The organism is Flavobacterium poyangense (assembly GCF_011751075.1).
Classification (GTDB): domain Bacteria; phylum Bacteroidota; class Bacteroidia; order Flavobacteriales; family Flavobacteriaceae; genus Flavobacterium; species Flavobacterium poyangense.
Genome location: NZ_JAALLN010000004.1, coordinates 207,599 through 222,647 on the forward strand (window position 1 = coordinate 207,599; position 15,049 = coordinate 222,647).

General features: G+C 35.4%; 11 protein-coding genes and 3 tRNA genes. 8 read left to right on the forward strand and 6 right to left on the reverse strand.

Going from position 1 to position 15,049, the window contains the following annotated elements; translation table 11 throughout:
* Positions 1-275: 275 nt before the first annotated feature.
* Positions 276-2,072, reverse strand: coding sequence for a translational GTPase TypA (gene typA, locus G3A47_RS10445; protein ID WP_166922107.1), 1,797 nt, complete (start codon positions 2,070-2,072; stop codon positions 276-278).
* 168 nt (positions 2,073-2,240) lie between these two features.
* Here typA and G3A47_RS10450 point away from each other — a divergent pair, with 168 nt between their 5' ends.
* Positions 2,241-3,953: a PAS domain-containing sensor histidine kinase gene (locus tag G3A47_RS10450; protein WP_166922108.1), complete on the forward strand. Its 1,713-nt coding sequence runs from the start codon at positions 2,241-2,243 to the stop codon at positions 3,951-3,953.
* A gap of 4 nt (positions 3,954-3,957) precedes the next feature.
* Positions 3,958-4,371 carry a response regulator gene (locus tag G3A47_RS10455; RefSeq protein WP_166922109.1) on the forward strand — a complete coding sequence of 138 codons (414 nt, stop codon included), beginning with the start codon at positions 3,958-3,960 and terminating at the stop codon, positions 4,369-4,371.
* A gap of 758 nt (positions 4,372-5,129) precedes the next feature.
* Here G3A47_RS10455 and rpsT read toward each other — a convergent pair.
* From rpsT to proS, 5 genes are all read right to left on the reverse strand, one after another.
* On the reverse strand, positions 5,130-5,381 hold the full coding sequence (gene rpsT, locus G3A47_RS10460) for a 30S ribosomal protein S20 (protein ID WP_047778428.1): 252 nt from the start codon (positions 5,379-5,381) through the stop codon (positions 5,130-5,132).
* A 37-nt stretch (positions 5,382-5,418) separates the two neighbouring features.
* Positions 5,419-5,490 (reverse strand) — tRNA-Glu (locus G3A47_RS10465).
* A 43-nt stretch (positions 5,491-5,533) separates the two neighbouring features.
* Positions 5,534-5,605 (reverse strand) — tRNA-Glu (locus G3A47_RS10470).
* A gap of 40 nt (positions 5,606-5,645) precedes the next feature.
* A tRNA-Glu gene (locus G3A47_RS10475) sits at positions 5,646-5,717 on the reverse strand.
* A gap of 79 nt (positions 5,718-5,796) precedes the next feature.
* Positions 5,797-7,275, reverse strand: a complete 1,479-nt coding sequence (gene proS, locus G3A47_RS10480; protein ID WP_166922110.1) for a proline--tRNA ligase — start codon at positions 7,273-7,275, stop codon at positions 5,797-5,799.
* A gap of 102 nt (positions 7,276-7,377) precedes the next feature.
* Here proS and G3A47_RS10485 point away from each other — a divergent pair, with 102 nt between their 5' ends.
* The 6 genes from G3A47_RS10485 to G3A47_RS10510 all read left to right on the forward strand — a co-directional run bounded on the left by G3A47_RS10485 (position 7,378) and on the right by G3A47_RS10510 (position 14,720).
* Positions 7,378-8,463: a hypothetical protein gene (locus tag G3A47_RS10485; protein ID WP_166922111.1), complete on the forward strand. Its 1,086-nt coding sequence runs from the start codon at positions 7,378-7,380 to the stop codon at positions 8,461-8,463.
* 49 nt (positions 8,464-8,512) lie between these two features.
* Positions 8,513-10,015, forward strand: a complete 1,503-nt coding sequence (locus tag G3A47_RS10490) for an OmpP1/FadL family transporter (RefSeq protein ID WP_166922112.1) — start codon at positions 8,513-8,515, stop codon at positions 10,013-10,015.
* A 214-nt stretch (positions 10,016-10,229) separates the two neighbouring features.
* Positions 10,230-11,543, forward strand: a complete 1,314-nt coding sequence (rimO, locus tag G3A47_RS10495) for a 30S ribosomal protein S12 methylthiotransferase RimO (RefSeq protein WP_166922113.1) — start codon at positions 10,230-10,232, stop codon at positions 11,541-11,543.
* A 42-nt stretch (positions 11,544-11,585) separates the two neighbouring features.
* Positions 11,586-12,131, forward strand: coding sequence for a hypothetical protein (locus tag G3A47_RS10500; protein ID WP_166922114.1), 546 nt, complete (start codon positions 11,586-11,588; stop codon positions 12,129-12,131).
* A gap of 34 nt (positions 12,132-12,165) precedes the next feature.
* On the forward strand, positions 12,166-13,071 hold the full coding sequence (locus G3A47_RS10505) for an N-acetylmuramoyl-L-alanine amidase (RefSeq protein WP_166922115.1): 906 nt from the start codon (positions 12,166-12,168) through the stop codon (positions 13,069-13,071).
* A gap of 743 nt (positions 13,072-13,814) precedes the next feature.
* The gene (locus G3A47_RS10510) at positions 13,815-14,720 is read left to right on the forward strand and encodes an N-acetylmuramoyl-L-alanine amidase (protein WP_166922116.1); all 906 of its coding nucleotides are present in this window, start codon (positions 13,815-13,817) and stop codon (positions 14,718-14,720) included.
* Positions 14,721-15,049 lie beyond the last annotated feature (329 nt).

Here is a 15,049-nt window from a genome sequence, read left to right on the forward strand (position 1 = left end):
TCCAACTTGTCATCCTGCACGAAGCCGAAGAGCAATGTCATCCTGAGCGAAGCCGAAAGACATGCTATAAATAAAAAAACAAATCCTTCTAATCTGTGAAATCTGTGGCAAAAAAAAATAGAGTTGCCACAAATTAAAGGGATTATTCCTAAGTCTTAAAATTTAATTCGCGAAAATTCGTGAAATTCGCGGCTAACTAAAATACAGAGTAAAAAAAGAATCCCAAACTCCATAAATTGGAATTTGGGATTTTTTATATTGGAATTTAAAAAAATTTAGATTTTAAATCTTTTTCTATCCGTTTCTGTCAAATAGATTTTTCTCAAACGAATAGATTTTGGAGTAACCTCTACATATTCATCTTTTTGAATGTACTCTAAAGCTTCCTCTAAAGAGAAAATGATTGGAGGAATAATTCTCGCTTTTTCATCAGCTCCGGAAGAACGAACGTTAGATTGTTTTTTCTCTTTCGTTACGTTTACACACATATCATCACTACGAGAGTTTTCTCCAATTACCTGTCCTTCGTAAATTTCAGTATTTGGTTCAACAAAAAACTTACCACGATCTTGTAATTTATCGATAGAATAAGGAATCGCTTTTCCTTTTTCCATAGAAATCAAAGAACCTTTGTTACGACCAGAGATTTCTCCTTTGTAAGGCTCATATCCGATAAAACGGTGTGACATAATCGCCTCACCAGCAGTTGCAGTAAGCAATTGGTTACGCAATCCAATAATTCCACGAGATGGAATATTAAATTTAATGATCATACGCTCCCCTTTAGTTTCCATAGAAAGCATTTCACCTTTACGAACTGTAACGAATTCAACCGCTCTACCTGAAAGGTTTTCCGGTAAGTCGATTGTTAATTCTTCGATTGGCTCACATTTTTTACCATCAATTTCTTTGATAATAACTTGTGGCTGACCGATTTGCAACTCATACCCTTCTCTTCTCATTGTTTCAATAAGAACAGACAAGTGAAGTACACCACGACCAAAAACCATGAATTTATCAGCAGAATCAGTTTCACCTAACTTCATCGCTAAGTTTTTCTCTAATTCTTTTGTTAATCTTTCTCTAATATGACGAGAAGTTACAAATTTACCTTCTTTACCAAAGAAAGGAGAGTCATTGATAGTAAACAACATACTCATTGTTGGCTCATCAATAGCGATAGAAGTCAAACCTTCAGGATTTTCATGATCAGCGATAGTGTCTCCAATTTCAAAACCTTCAACCCCAACAACCGCACAAATATCTCCGGCAATTACTTCTTGTACTTTTTTACGTCCAAGACCTTCAAAAGTATGTAATTCTTTAATTCTTGATTTTGTTACAGTACCATCTCTTTTTACTAAAGATATTGGCATCCCTTCTTTCAAAACGCCTCTTTCTAAACGACCAATAGCAATACGTCCTGTAAAAGCTGAGAAATCTAAAGATGTAATCAACATTTGAGGAGTACCTTCTGATACTTTAGGAGCAGGAACATGCTCGATAACCATATCTAATAATGGTTCAATGTTTTCTGTTTGGTTTTTCCAATCATCAGACATCCAGTTGTTTTTAGCAGAACCGTAAACAGTTGGGAAATCTAATTGTTCTTCTGTAGCACCTAATTCAAACATTAAGTCAAAAACTTTTTCGTGAACTTCTTCAGGAGTACAGTTTTCTTTATCAACTTTGTTGATAACCACACAAGGTTTCAAACCTAAATCAATAGCTTTTTGCAGTACAAAACGCGTTTGTGGCATCGGCCCTTCAAAAGCATCAACTAGCAAACATACACCATCGGCCATGTTTAAAACACGTTCTACTTCACCTCCAAAATCGGCGTGGCCAGGAGTGTCAATAATATTGATTTTAGTTCCTTTATATTGAACCGATACGTTCTTAGAAGTAATAGTAATACCTCTCTCACGCTCTAAATCGTTATTATCAAGAATTAAATCACCTGTGTTTTCGTTGTCACGAAATAATTGACAGTGATACATAATTTTATCAACCAAAGTGGTTTTACCGTGATCGACGTGGGCAATAATTGCAATGTTTCTAATAGATTCCATCTGTGATTTTTAATGGGTGCAAAGGTACACTTTATTTTGATATAAAAAACGTTTCTGCGATAGTTTGCGTACAGACAAGCAATTAGTTCTTTAAATCAATGTAAATTTAACCTCTAAAATGACCTTTAATTATTGTTCAATTATGGTTAATTTAACTATATTTGAGTGATGAAAAGTAAAACTATCCAAATTACTCTAATTTACATTATCATTTCGTTATTTATGGCTATAATCTGTCATAAATTACTCGCCGGCTTTATTTCTTCCAAAGAAAATTTTTATTTATTTTTCATTAAAGACATTTTATTCATATTAATAACCGGTCTTATTTTCAAATACATACTCGCAAAAAACGAAAGTAAAAATGTTGCAATCTTTGAAAAATTAAAAAAAACAAATCAAGACATTAAAGAATCAAATGAAAAATATGACATTGTAGCAAAAGCAACAAGCGATACCATTTGGGACTGGAAAATTCAAAAAGACAGCATCGGATGGAACAAAGGAATAGAAAGTGTTTTCGGTTACAATCATAAAGAAGTAGGTAAAACATCAAAATGGTGGTTTGACAAAATCCATCCGGAAGACAGCATCAGAATGTCTATCAAACTTTATTCTTTTATCGAACAGAAAACAGAGAAATGGCAAGATCAATATCGTTTCAGATGTGCAGACGGAACTTATAAATATGTTTTAGACAGGGGATTTTTATTGAAAGACGAAAACGGCAGAGCCATCAGAATGATCGGAGCCATTCAGGATATCACAAAACAAAAAGAAGAAGAACAACGATTAAAGCTTTTAGAAACCGTAATCACACAATCTAAAGATTCAATATTAATTACAGAAGCGAATTCAGCAAGCGGAAGAATTCCTAAAATAGTTTACATCAATCCTGCCTTCTCACAGATGTCTGGCTATCAGCCAAATGAAATAATAGGAAAGTCAACAAATATTTTTAACAAAGGACCAAATTCAGATTCAGAAGAGTTAAAAAAACTGTTAAAAGCAATCAAAAACGAAGAGGAGTGTCTGATAGAAACCATCAGCTACACCAAACAAAAAGAAGAATATTGGGTTCGTTTTTCTATGATTCCGATTTTCAACAACGAAGGCATTATCTCTCATTGGATTTCTATTCAAAGAGACATTACAGACGAGAAAAAACTAGAAACAGAAAAAGAACATCTGATTCGTGAACTAACACAAAACAACAAAGATTTAAAACAATTCTCTTATATAACATCGCACAATCTAAGAGCACCGCTTTCTAATTTAATCGGACTTTTAAATCTAATAGAGGATATTCCGATAGAAAACCCTGAACTTGAAGAAATTTTAGCCGGTTTCAACAAATCGACACATTTATTAAACGAGACCATAAACGACTTAGTAAAAGTAATTATCATCAAAGACAACCCTTCGATGCAAAAAGAAGAAGTCTCTTTAAAAGAAGTTTTTGAAAATGTCTTCAGCCAATTGTCTTTTCAGATAGAACTGCACAAGCCAATTATCAAACTCAAATTCGACAGAGTTCCATTATTAAACACAAATAAAGCCTATATTGAAAGTATTTTACTCAACCTTCTGACCAATTCCATCAAATACAAATCAGAAAACAGAAAGTTAAAAATATCCATAGTCGCTGAACAAATCGATCACAAAGCTATACTAACCTTCAAAGACAACGGAATCGGAATAGACCTGGAGAGAAACAAAGACAAAGTATTCGGACTCTATCAGAGATTCCACAACTACCCTGACAGCAAGGGACTAGGCTTGTACCTTGTAAAATCACAGGTAGAAACCATGGGAGGAACAATAAGCATTGAAAGCGAAGTCAATAAAGGAACTACATTTACAATAACATTTAAAAATTAACATTATGCTTGAGCAAATTTTATGCATTGACGATGATCCAATCACGTTAATGTTATGCAAAAAAGTAATTTCAAAGTCTTCATTTTCAAATGAAATTATCACAGCACAAAATGGCGAAGAAGCATTACATCACTTTAACACCTTAAAATACAACAACTGCAAAAACAAAGTCAATAAAAAACCGCAATTAATCTTTTTAGACCTTAATATGCCCGTGATGAGCGGCTGGGAGTTCCTGGATCACTTCACCTCTCCGGATTACGCCGAGTTCAACACAGCTAATGTCATTGTATTATCCTCCACCATTGACCCTGATGATTTGGCCAAAGCAAAAAAATACCCCATCATTATAGACTTCCTCTCCAAACCCGTCACACAACCAATGCTTGAATACCTCAAGAAAAAGATTGAACCCTAGCTTGTTTTAAATTCCAATCTTTTTAAATCCCAAATTCCAACAAATCTTAAATCATATTAAATTCCCAATTGTCAGTCTGAGCGAAGCCGAAGACCAAATCCCAACGAACATTAAACATTATTCTTAACATTCCTACTTACAATAAAACGACAGCCCCGGAGGGGCGTTACATCTATAGATAGAATTTAAAAGGATCAACACGAAAAACTGTGGAGAGATAAAAATCTTCGAGAGTATCATGTTTGTTTAACCGCAAGGACCACAAAGGTTTTAGCAAGGTTCGCTAAGATAAAAAATAGCAGTTTCGACAAAAGCTTTGCAGGCTCCTATGTTTGCAGTGAAACTTTTTCATGCAGATTTATTCAGATTGTTTTTATCTAAGCACAAAACAAATATCGGCTTAATCTGCAAAATCTGCGTGCAAAATACTTTGCTTTGTATTAATACTTTACGAGCTCTTTGCAATAAAAGCTAACAAAAATTCTTGCGACCCTTGCGGTTAAACAAACTGTGATATTTAACACAAGAACAGGTTTTTATAAAAAGCCCACAACTTTTGAGCTTGATTCATTTAAAATAACAACATTAAGCTCCGGAGGAGCGACATATCCAATTTACTTTTTTTGCGGTTCCCCAAATCCCAACAAATCTTAAATCACATTAAATTCACATTGTCAGTCTGAGCGAAGCCGAAGACCCCCAAACAAAAAAAGTCCTCTAAAAGAGGACTTTTTATATCTTTAATAAATTGTATCTAATTACAATTTAGCAACATGTTTCGTTAATTTAGACTTCAAGTTAGAAGCTTTATTATCGTGAATGATGTTTTTCTTAGCTAATTTATCAATCATAGAAATTACAGTTGATAATTTTGAAGCAGCATCAGATTTTTCAGTAGACAATCTTAACGCTTTAATTGCATTACGAGTAGTCTTATGTTGGTATCTGTTAAGAACTCTTCTTTTTTCGTTACTTCTAATTCTTTTTAAAGCTGACTTATGATTTGCCATTTTATTATTTTTTTACCTTTTTTATAATTCTTTTTTGTAGTCCGTAAGGGAATCGAACCCCTGTTACCAGGACGAAAGCCTGGAGTCCTAACCCCTAGACGAACGGACCAATTTCCCTTCTAAGTTTTCTTCAATTTAAGCAATTGAAATTGTAGTCCGTGGGGGAATCGAACCCCCCTTACCAGGATGAAAACCTGGCGTCCTAACCGATAGACGAACGGACCAAAACACTAAGTAAATAACTTAATTCGCAGTAAAAAAAAGTAGTCCGTGGGGGAATCGAACCCCCCTTACCAGGATGAAAACCTGGCGTCCTAACCGATAGACGAACGGACCGTTGTTTCTCTAATGCGGATGCAAAGATACAACTATTTTTAAGTTGCGCAATAGCTGAACTAAAAAAAAATATATTTTTTTAATAAGCCTTAGCAAACAATACTCTTCGCGCTGATTTCTGACCTGTTAACACGCAGGTTCCCAGCTCCTCAACAGCATCCAAAGGAATACAACGAATTGTTGCTTTTGTCAGGTCTTTTATTTTCTCTTCGGTAGCCGCAGTTCCATCCCAATGAGCGGACACAAAACCACCTTTACCATCTAAAACTTCTTTAAACTCTTCAAAGCTATTTACTTCTGTAATATGCGTATTACGATAATCCAAAGCTTTATTGAATAAGTCGTTTTGAATCTGCTCCAACAAATCATTTACATAATTCACGATTCCTTCAGCAGCAACCACTTCTTTTGTCAAAGTATCTCTTCTGGCAACTTCAAAAGTTCCATTTTCTAAATCCTTTGGTCCTACGGCAATTCTAACAGGTACTCCCTTCAATTCCCATTCCGCAAACTTGAATCCTGGCTTTTGAGTAGTTCTGTCGTCATATTTAACCGATATCTTCAATTTCTTTAATTTTGCCACTAATTCATTAACAGCAGCGGTAATTTGTGCTAATTGCTCGTCTGTTTTATGAATAGGAACAATAACAACCTGTATAGGCGCTAAATTTGGAGGCAAAACCAATCCTTGATCATCAGAGTGTGTCATAACCAATGCCCCCATTAAACGAGTAGAAACTCCCCATGAAGTTCCCCACACATGCTCTTGTTTCCCTTCTGCATTAGCAAACTTCACATCAAAAGCTTTGGCAAAATTCTGGCCTAAGAAATGTGACGTCCCGGCCTGCAATGCTTTTCCATCCTGCATTAATGCCTCAATACAATAAGTTTCATCTGCACCGGCAAAACGTTCTGTTTCGGTTTTTATACCTTTAACAACAGGAATCGCCATGAAGTTCTCTACAAAGTCCGCATAAACATTCATCATTTTCTCAGACTCTTCCAAAGCTTCTGCTTTTGTAGCGTGCGCCGTATGCCCTTCTTGCCATAAAAACTCAGCCGTTCTTAAAAACAAACGAGTACGCATTTCCCAACGCACCACATTAGCCCATTGATTAATCAACAAAGGTAAATCTCTATAAGATTGCACCCATCCTTTATAAGTAGACCAAATAATAGCTTCACTTGTCGGACGAACAATAAGCTCCTCCTCTAATTTCGCATTTGGATCCACCATTAGCTTTCCGGGTTTATCCGGATCGTTCTTTAATCTATAATGTGTTACGATAGCACACTCTTTTGCAAATCCTTCTGCATTTTTTTCTTCCGCTTCAAACATGCTTTTAGGCACAAATAAAGGGAAATACGCATTCTGATGCCCTGTCTCTTTAAACATCCTGTCTAACTCAGCCTGCATTTTTTCCCAAATAGCATACCCGTACGGTTTAATAACCATACAGCCTCTAACGCCTGAGTTTTCAGCTAGATCTGCTTTTACAACCAGCTCGTTATACCATTTCGAATAATCTTCTGATCTTGTAGTGAGGTTCTTACTCATATTGAATAGTTTGGCACAAATTTTGTTTTACTTTTTTTTAACTAAATAGTTTGACAAAACTAACTATTTTTGTAATGTGCAACAATAAAAAACACCACAGATATGAAAACTTCTATTTCACTCCGTCAAAACTCAAGTCATTTTTACCTAATCGGATTATTGAGTTTTCTACTAGCATCGTGTGGTTCTTACCAAAACACCTCTTATAATGATAATGATGGTATTTACGGTACTACACGAAGCACTTATGCACAAACTACTACTACAAATACCAACAATCAGTATAAAGATTACTTCAGATCGTTGCAAAATGACAATCAACCTACCGAAATTTTCACAGATGTAGACAATTACGGTAATTATGCTGAAAACGACAGCACGCAAACCGCTGTTGCATCATACCCTGCATGGGGAAGCAGTACCACCGAAGTTGCTATCAATTACTACCCTGACACTACATGGTCATGGGGACTTTCTATGGGATGGGGCTACCCATATTATGGATTCGGATGGGGATATGGCGGATACTGGGGTTATCCCGGATACGGATGGGGCTACCCTGGATACTGGGGATCTGCTTGGGGATGGGGAGGCTATCCAGGATACTGGGGAAGACCCGTATATGGATACGGATACAACAATTATGCTTATAACTATGGAAGAAGAGGCTCTGCATCTTACTACGGTGGAAGAGACTACAGCAACAGAAGTTACAGCGACAGAAGTTACAGTAACAGAAACTATACCGACAGAAGCTACAGTAACAGAAGCTACGGCAATAGAAACTTTACCAATACCAACAGAGACTACAGCAACAGAAACTTCACAAACAGAAGTTACAGTACCGACAGAAGTTACTCTAACACCAACAGACGAAGCGACTATACCGATTTCAGAAGAAGTTCATCTACAAACGGAAGAACCACAACAGGTCCTACGTACACCAACAGAACTTATACACAAGGTCAAAACAATAGTACTGATTATTCAAACAGAAGATCTTACAACAACGGCACAACAAACAGAACCTATAACTACAACAACAGCACGAACAGCGCTCCAACCAGAAGTTACTCTCCAAGTCCATCACGTTCAATGAATAGTGGCGGAGGAAGCATGAGATCCGGTGGCGGTGGAGGCGGCGGCGGAAGATCCTACGGCGGCGGTGGCGGTGGAGGCAGAAGATAACCTCCTTCCGTTTCAACACAACTGTAAAATCATCTAAAATCAAAACCAAATGAAAAAAATATTCTTACTATTTATAGCAGGACTAACTGTTAGCGTCTCACATTCTCAAGAAGTTTCAGATGCGATGCGTTACACACAAGACAACCTTACCGGGACTGCCCGATTCAGAGCAATGAGCGGAGCTTTTGGAGCAGTCGGAGGTGATCTATCCGCTATAACCGTAAACCCAGCAGGATCAGCAATATTCTTAAATAATCAGGCAACCATAACCTTAAGCAATCAAAGCAAAAAAAACAATTCCAATTATTTCGGAACCCAAACAAGCGACAATGACAACTCTTTTCTTCTAAATCAAGCTGGAGGTGTTTTTGTTTTTCATGATAGAAATCCCAACAGCGATTGGAAAAAGTTCACTATTGGTGTCTCTTACGAGAATACAAATAATTATGATAACAACATTTTCTCTGCCGGAACCAATCCAAGAAACTCTATTGACAAGTATTTCTTAACTTACGCCAACGGAATTTCTTTAGGAGACATAAAAAACATTGACTACAGAGACCAGTTCTTCGATGAACAACAAGCTTACTTGGGATTAAACGGGAAAGTTATTTATCCTACAAGCTCAAACGACAGCAACACAGAATACACCTCCGGCGTCCCTTCCGGAGGTAATTACGCCCAGACAAATGAGGTTTACACTAGCGGATACAACAGCAAAGCCACCTTTAATATTGCAACCACCTATAAAGACCGTCTTTATTTAGGAGCAAACCTAAATGTCCACGTCACCGATTTCAGAAGGTCAAGCAGTTTTTACGAAAGCAATAACAACGCACTCCAAACAGGCGAAACCATATCAAAATTACGTTTCAACAACAATCAATACACTTACGGAAACGGATTTTCATTTCAACTTGGTGCTATTGCTAAAGTCACAGAATCTCTTCGTCTTGGTTTAGCTTACGAATCTAACACTTGGTACGAGCTTAACGACGAAATATCTCAAAGTCTTTACACCACAAGACAAGCAACCGGCGGACAACCAATAGACGCAACTGTCAATCCAAATGTAATAAATGTTTACAAACCATACACCTTACAGACTCCAGCAAAATGGACTTTTAGCGGTGCTTATGTATTTGGAAAATCCGGCTTAATCAGTATCGATTATGCCATTAAAGATTACAGTAACTCAAAATACAAACCCACAAGTGATCCGGGTTTCAGAAGTCTAAACAGCGAAATAAACAATACCCTAACCAATACCGGAGAATTACGAATCGGTGCGGAATATAAAATAAAACAATTGAGTTTGCGTGGCGGATATCGTTATGAAGGCAGTCCATACAAAAACAAAACAACAATTGGTGATCTGAACAGCTATTCTGGTGGTTTAGGTTATAATTTTGGTGGCACGAAAGTAGATTTAGCCTACTCCTATTTAGAACAAAAGTTCAATCAGGGATTTTTCGCTACCGGATTTACCGACGGAGCAAATATCACATCCAAGCTAAACAATGTCACTTTGACTTTATTATTTGAATTGTAATTAGAAATCAAAATAGATCATTAGAAATTTCCGTCAGGCGTAACTTGACGGATTTTTTTTACCCTAACAGAAGTTACATTCTTTATTTAACCTCCTAAATTAGAAAAAGACCGCATAAATAATAGAATTAGCCACACAAAAATCATCTAAAACAAACCGAAACAAGCGGTGTTTGAATAAAAAAGTGTAATTTTGCACTCCAATTTATAAAAGTATGAGAACCAAGTCTTTAAAAAAGAACAAAATTAACGTAATCACTCTTGGGTGTTCGAAGAATGTTTATGATAGTGAAGTCCTAATGGGACAACTTCGTGCAAACGGAAAAGAAGTTGAGCATGAAGCTCCTGTAGAGAGAGAAGGAAACATTATTGTAATCAACACTTGTGGTTTTATTGACAATGCAAAAGCAGAATCAGTAAATATGATTTTGGAATATGCAGATAAAAAAGACAAAGGACTCGTTGACAAAGTTTTCGTAACCGGATGTCTATCGGAACGTTACAGACCCGATTTAGAAAAAGAAATTCCAAATGTAGATCAATATTTTGGTACAACAGAATTACCTCTATTATTAAAAGCATTAGGAGCTGATTATAAACATGAATTATTAGGAGAACGTTTAACTACAACTCCAAAAAACTACGCTTATTTAAAAATTGCCGAAGGTTGCGACAGACCTTGCAGTTTCTGTGCGATTCCTTTAATGCGTGGCTCTCATGTTTCGCAACCGATTGAAAAATTGGTAAAAGAAGCACAAGGTTTAGCTAAAAACGGAGTTAAAGAGTTAATCTTAATAGCACAAGATCTTACCTATTACGGTCTTGATCTTTATAAAAAGAGAAATCTTGCAGAACTTTTAGAAGAATTGGCAAAAGTAGAAGGTATCGAATGGATTCGTTTGCATTATGCCTACCCTACCGGTTTTCCAATGGACGTTTTGGAATTAATGAAACGTGAACCTAAAATTTGTAATTATATTGATATTCCACTACAACATATTTCAGACTCTATCTTAAAATCAATGCGTCGTGGAACCACACAGGCAAAAACGACTAAATTGTTAAAAGATTTCCGTGCTGCCGTTCCGGGCATGGCCATTAGAACAACTTTAATTGTTGGATATCCGGGTGAAACTCAGGAAGACTTTGAAATTTTGAAAGATTTCGTTCAGGAAATGAAATTTGACAGAATGGGATGTTTTGCTTACTCGCATGAAGAAAACACCCATGCCTATTTGCTTGAAGACAATGTTCCGGACGATGTAAAACAAGCCAGAGCAAATGAGATTATGGAATTACAATCTCAAATCTCATGGGATTTGAATCAGGAAAAAGTTGGAAAAGTTTTCAAATGTATCATTGACAGAAAAGAAGGCGCTCATTTTGTTGGAAGAACGGAATTTGACAGCCCTGATGTTGATAACGAAGTTTTAATTGATGCTTCAAAACATTACGTAAAAACTGGCGATTTTGTTAATATCAAGATAATTGAAGCGACAGAATTTGATTTATACGGAGAACCTGCTTAAATTTACGGTATCTATTTTCTAACTTTTGACAAAAACACTTTTATGAAATCTATTCAATCTTTATTTCTTTTAGTTTTTACGTTATTATGCGTTAATGCTGTTTCTGCTCAATACGGAAACGGATATAACAATGGTTACGGTGGTGGTGGCTACGGAAGAGGTGGCGGAATGGGAATGGACAGAAGTATGATGCAGGCAGGACCGCAAAGCTCTCCCAGCAAACCTAAAGAAGTCCCTGCCGAAGAAATAGCAGCTAAAATTACCGAACAGATGAAACCGGTTGTAAATCTTGACGAACTTCAGGCTATTGCCATTACAAATGTTTTTGCTGATAGTCTAAGAGAACAAGGTATACTGTTAAAAAATGAAAGCAGCAGTCAAGATCAGAAAATGGAACAAATGAAAGCATTAAAAGAGAGTACTAACAAAAAAGTAACCGCTTTCCTTAATCCTGATCAGATTGAAAAATACAACGCTTTTATGGCTGATTTTAAAGAGATTAAAAAATCAAAGTCAAAAAAGAAAAAAGAGGCTAAAGAAAATAAAGAAATAAAAGAAGACATTCAAACTGAAAAAGTTCAAGAATAATTAGCTAAACCTAAATTCCAAAATGTAATTGATTATGATAAAAAGACATTTATGTTATCTGCTTTTAGCAATTATTATTTGTTCGTGCTCTACAAATCCTTATAAAAACACAGAAAAAGTTTACGATCAGCAGCTAAAAACTTTAGAAAATCAAATTACAAGTAAAGAAGCCAAACCTATACCTCCTGTTAGCCCGGTAGTAATTGATACCACCTATGCGCAACAATTAGGGATTGTAAAAGACACCTTATCCAAAACAGGATCTACTGTTTTGCTCAATGGTATTAACACAGAATGGATTGGTACGGTTAATTTTAACTTAAGAAAACCAAGTTTTATAATTATTCACCATACCGCACAAGATTCTCTTCAACAGACAATCAATACTTTTACGAAGACGAGAACACAGGTAAGTGCTCATTATATAATTTCTGAAAACGGAAAAGTAGTTCAGATGCTAAATGACTACCTAAGAGCCTGGCATGCAGGATCTTCTACCTGGGGAAAAAATACAGATTTAAACTCAAGTTCAATTGGTATTGAACTTGACAATAACGGATTTAAACCTTTTACAGAAGCGCAAATCGGTAGTTTGGTAGCACTTTTGACCAAGCTGAAAAAAGATTACAATATTCCAACTCAAAATATATTGGGACATGCTGATATCGCGCCGGGAAGAAAACAAGACCCAAGCGCTTTGTTTCCCTGGAAAACATTAGCAGAAAAAGGATTCGGAATCTGGCCGGATCAAATACTGGAAGAAGCTCCTTTTGATTTTAAAATTGAGCCGGCATTGCGCATTATCGGGTACAATACAAAAAATCTTTCGGCAGCCATAATGGCTTTTAAGTTGCATTATATTCAAACTGACACTACTTCTGTTTTAGACCGAAAAACGATAGATACCATTTACTCTATTTATAAAAAACAGATTCAATAACTATAGTTGACTCAAAAGAAAAAATGCATTTCTATTAATTTAGAAATGCATTTTTTTTTGCTTTGCCCAATTGCAAATTTTCTATCATATGTAATCGCGCTTTGTGAAACAATTTAAATTTAGCAGATCTCAAGCTAAATCCAATAAAAAAAACAGATCAGAAAACACTAGAACTAAAAATCTTCCGCTACATTTCTATTAATTAACTCAAGTCGCTAGTTGTGAGATGTAAAAAATGAAAGATGAGCCTTAGAAATTCTCCGTTTTTTATAAAAACCAAACTTTAATGAATAGAATGCTTGTGAAAGTAAAAAACAAAACTGTTTTATTTCATTGATTTAATATCTTACTTAGGAACTGAAAATGAAGTTGTTCTTAATTACTTTACTTCAACAATTCCTATAAACTCTATTCCCTTTTATGCTTATTTCGCAAAAATAAAGCTGCAGAACAAAAAGTATCAAATTTCATACTTACATTTCACAACTCATAACTAGCAACTTAAATTAATTACATCTCTGATCTGCATTACCCAAAATCAAATAAGCGAAACAAAAAGGGCAATTCCTTTTTTATTTTATTTTTTTGAACAACATTAAAATTAAAATTTACAACAATAAATTTGGTCGAATGGCACACAGTAGATTTCATTAAATTCCGATCAAATTGATACTATTAAAATCATTACAAATAGCAATGCAAACAATACAGCAATATGTCTCACCATTTTAAAAAAAATCATTATGACAAAAAAAAATCTGTGCTATCTGATTTTAGCAATTATTGGTATTTCTTGCTCATCAAATCTTTATAAAAAAACAGAAAAAGCTTATGATGAGCAGCTAAAAACTTTAGAAAATCAAATTACAAGTAAAGAAGCTAAGCCCTTACCACCTATTAGTCCGGTAATGATTGAAAGTGCATACGCGCAACAACTTGGAATCGTGAAAGACACCTTATCAAAAACAGGATCTACTGTTTTACTCAATAGTATCAACACAGAATGGATTAGTACGGTTAATTTCAACTTAAGGAAGCCTAATTTTATAATTATACATCATACTGCACAAGATTCTATTCAGCGAACCATACAAACCTTCACAAACACAAAAACTCAAGTGAGTGCGCATTATGTGGTTTCGAAAAGCGGAAAAGTAGTTCAAATGTTAAATGATTATTTAAGAGCCTGGCACGCCGGAATATCTTCATGGGGAAAAAACACAGATATAAACTCCTGCTCAATTGGTATAGAACTTGACAATAACGGATTTAAACCTTTTACAGAAGCACAAATCAATAGCTTAATTGCTCTTTTAACCCGGTTAAAAAAAGATTACAATATTCCAACTCAAAATATAATTGGTCATGCTGATATAACACCGGGAAGAAAACACGACCCAAGTGCTTTTTTCCCCTGGAAAACATTAGCAGAAAAAGGATTCGGAATCTGGCCTGATCAAATATTGGAAGAAGCTCCCTTTGATTTTAAAATTGAGCCGGCATTGCGCATTATCGGATACAATACAAAAAATCTATCGGCAGCTATAATGGCTTTTAAATTGCATTACATTCAAACTGATACCACTTCTACTTTAGACCGAAAAACGATAGATACCATCTACTCTATTTACAAAAAACAATTTCAATAGGATAAAAAGCGGCTTCCCAAAAAAAAAAAAGCCGATTACAATTATAAAACACTAATTAATTCAAGTTGCTAGTTGTAAAATGTATACTGTATGTGTGATATGCTAGTCTGAAAGGGCGTATATTTTAATTAACTGACTTTCTTGCTATTAAATGAAGCACTAGAATTTAAGTATATTGCTACTCTATTTCAATAGTCTGACACAACTATATTTGTACAATATAAGGTAGTAATCAGTTACAAAACTTATTACTTTTTACAGTATACATTATTATTCAACTGCCAACTTAAGTTAATTAAGAGCAACACCAGCACTAACATTTCACAATA

Bases quoted from the DNA above. Each gene is read 5' to 3' on its own strand.
- typA (WP_166922107.1), bottom strand. From the start codon at position 2,072: ATGGAATCTATTAGAAACATTGCAATTATTGCCCACGTCGATCACGGT.
- G3A47_RS10450 (WP_166922108.1), top strand. From the start codon at position 2,241: ATGAAAAGTAAAACTATCCAAATTACTCTAATTTACATTATCATTTCG.
- G3A47_RS10455 (WP_166922109.1), top strand. From the start codon at position 3,958: ATGCTTGAGCAAATTTTATGCATTGACGATGATCCAATCACGTTAATG.
- rpsT (WP_047778428.1), bottom strand. From the start codon at position 5,381: ATGGCAAATCATAAGTCAGCTTTAAAAAGAATTAGAAGTAACGAAAAA.
- proS (WP_166922110.1), bottom strand. From the start codon at position 7,275: ATGAGTAAGAACCTCACTACAAGATCAGAAGATTATTCGAAATGGTAT.
- G3A47_RS10485 (WP_166922111.1), top strand. From the start codon at position 7,378: ATGAAAACTTCTATTTCACTCCGTCAAAACTCAAGTCATTTTTACCTA.
- G3A47_RS10490 (WP_166922112.1), top strand. From the start codon at position 8,513: ATGAAAAAAATATTCTTACTATTTATAGCAGGACTAACTGTTAGCGTC.
- rimO (WP_166922113.1), top strand. From the start codon at position 10,230: ATGAGAACCAAGTCTTTAAAAAAGAACAAAATTAACGTAATCACTCTT.
- G3A47_RS10500 (WP_166922114.1), top strand. From the start codon at position 11,586: ATGAAATCTATTCAATCTTTATTTCTTTTAGTTTTTACGTTATTATGC.
- G3A47_RS10505 (WP_166922115.1), top strand. From the start codon at position 12,166: ATGATAAAAAGACATTTATGTTATCTGCTTTTAGCAATTATTATTTGT.
- G3A47_RS10510 (WP_166922116.1), top strand. From the start codon at position 13,815: ATGACAAAAAAAAATCTGTGCTATCTGATTTTAGCAATTATTGGTATT.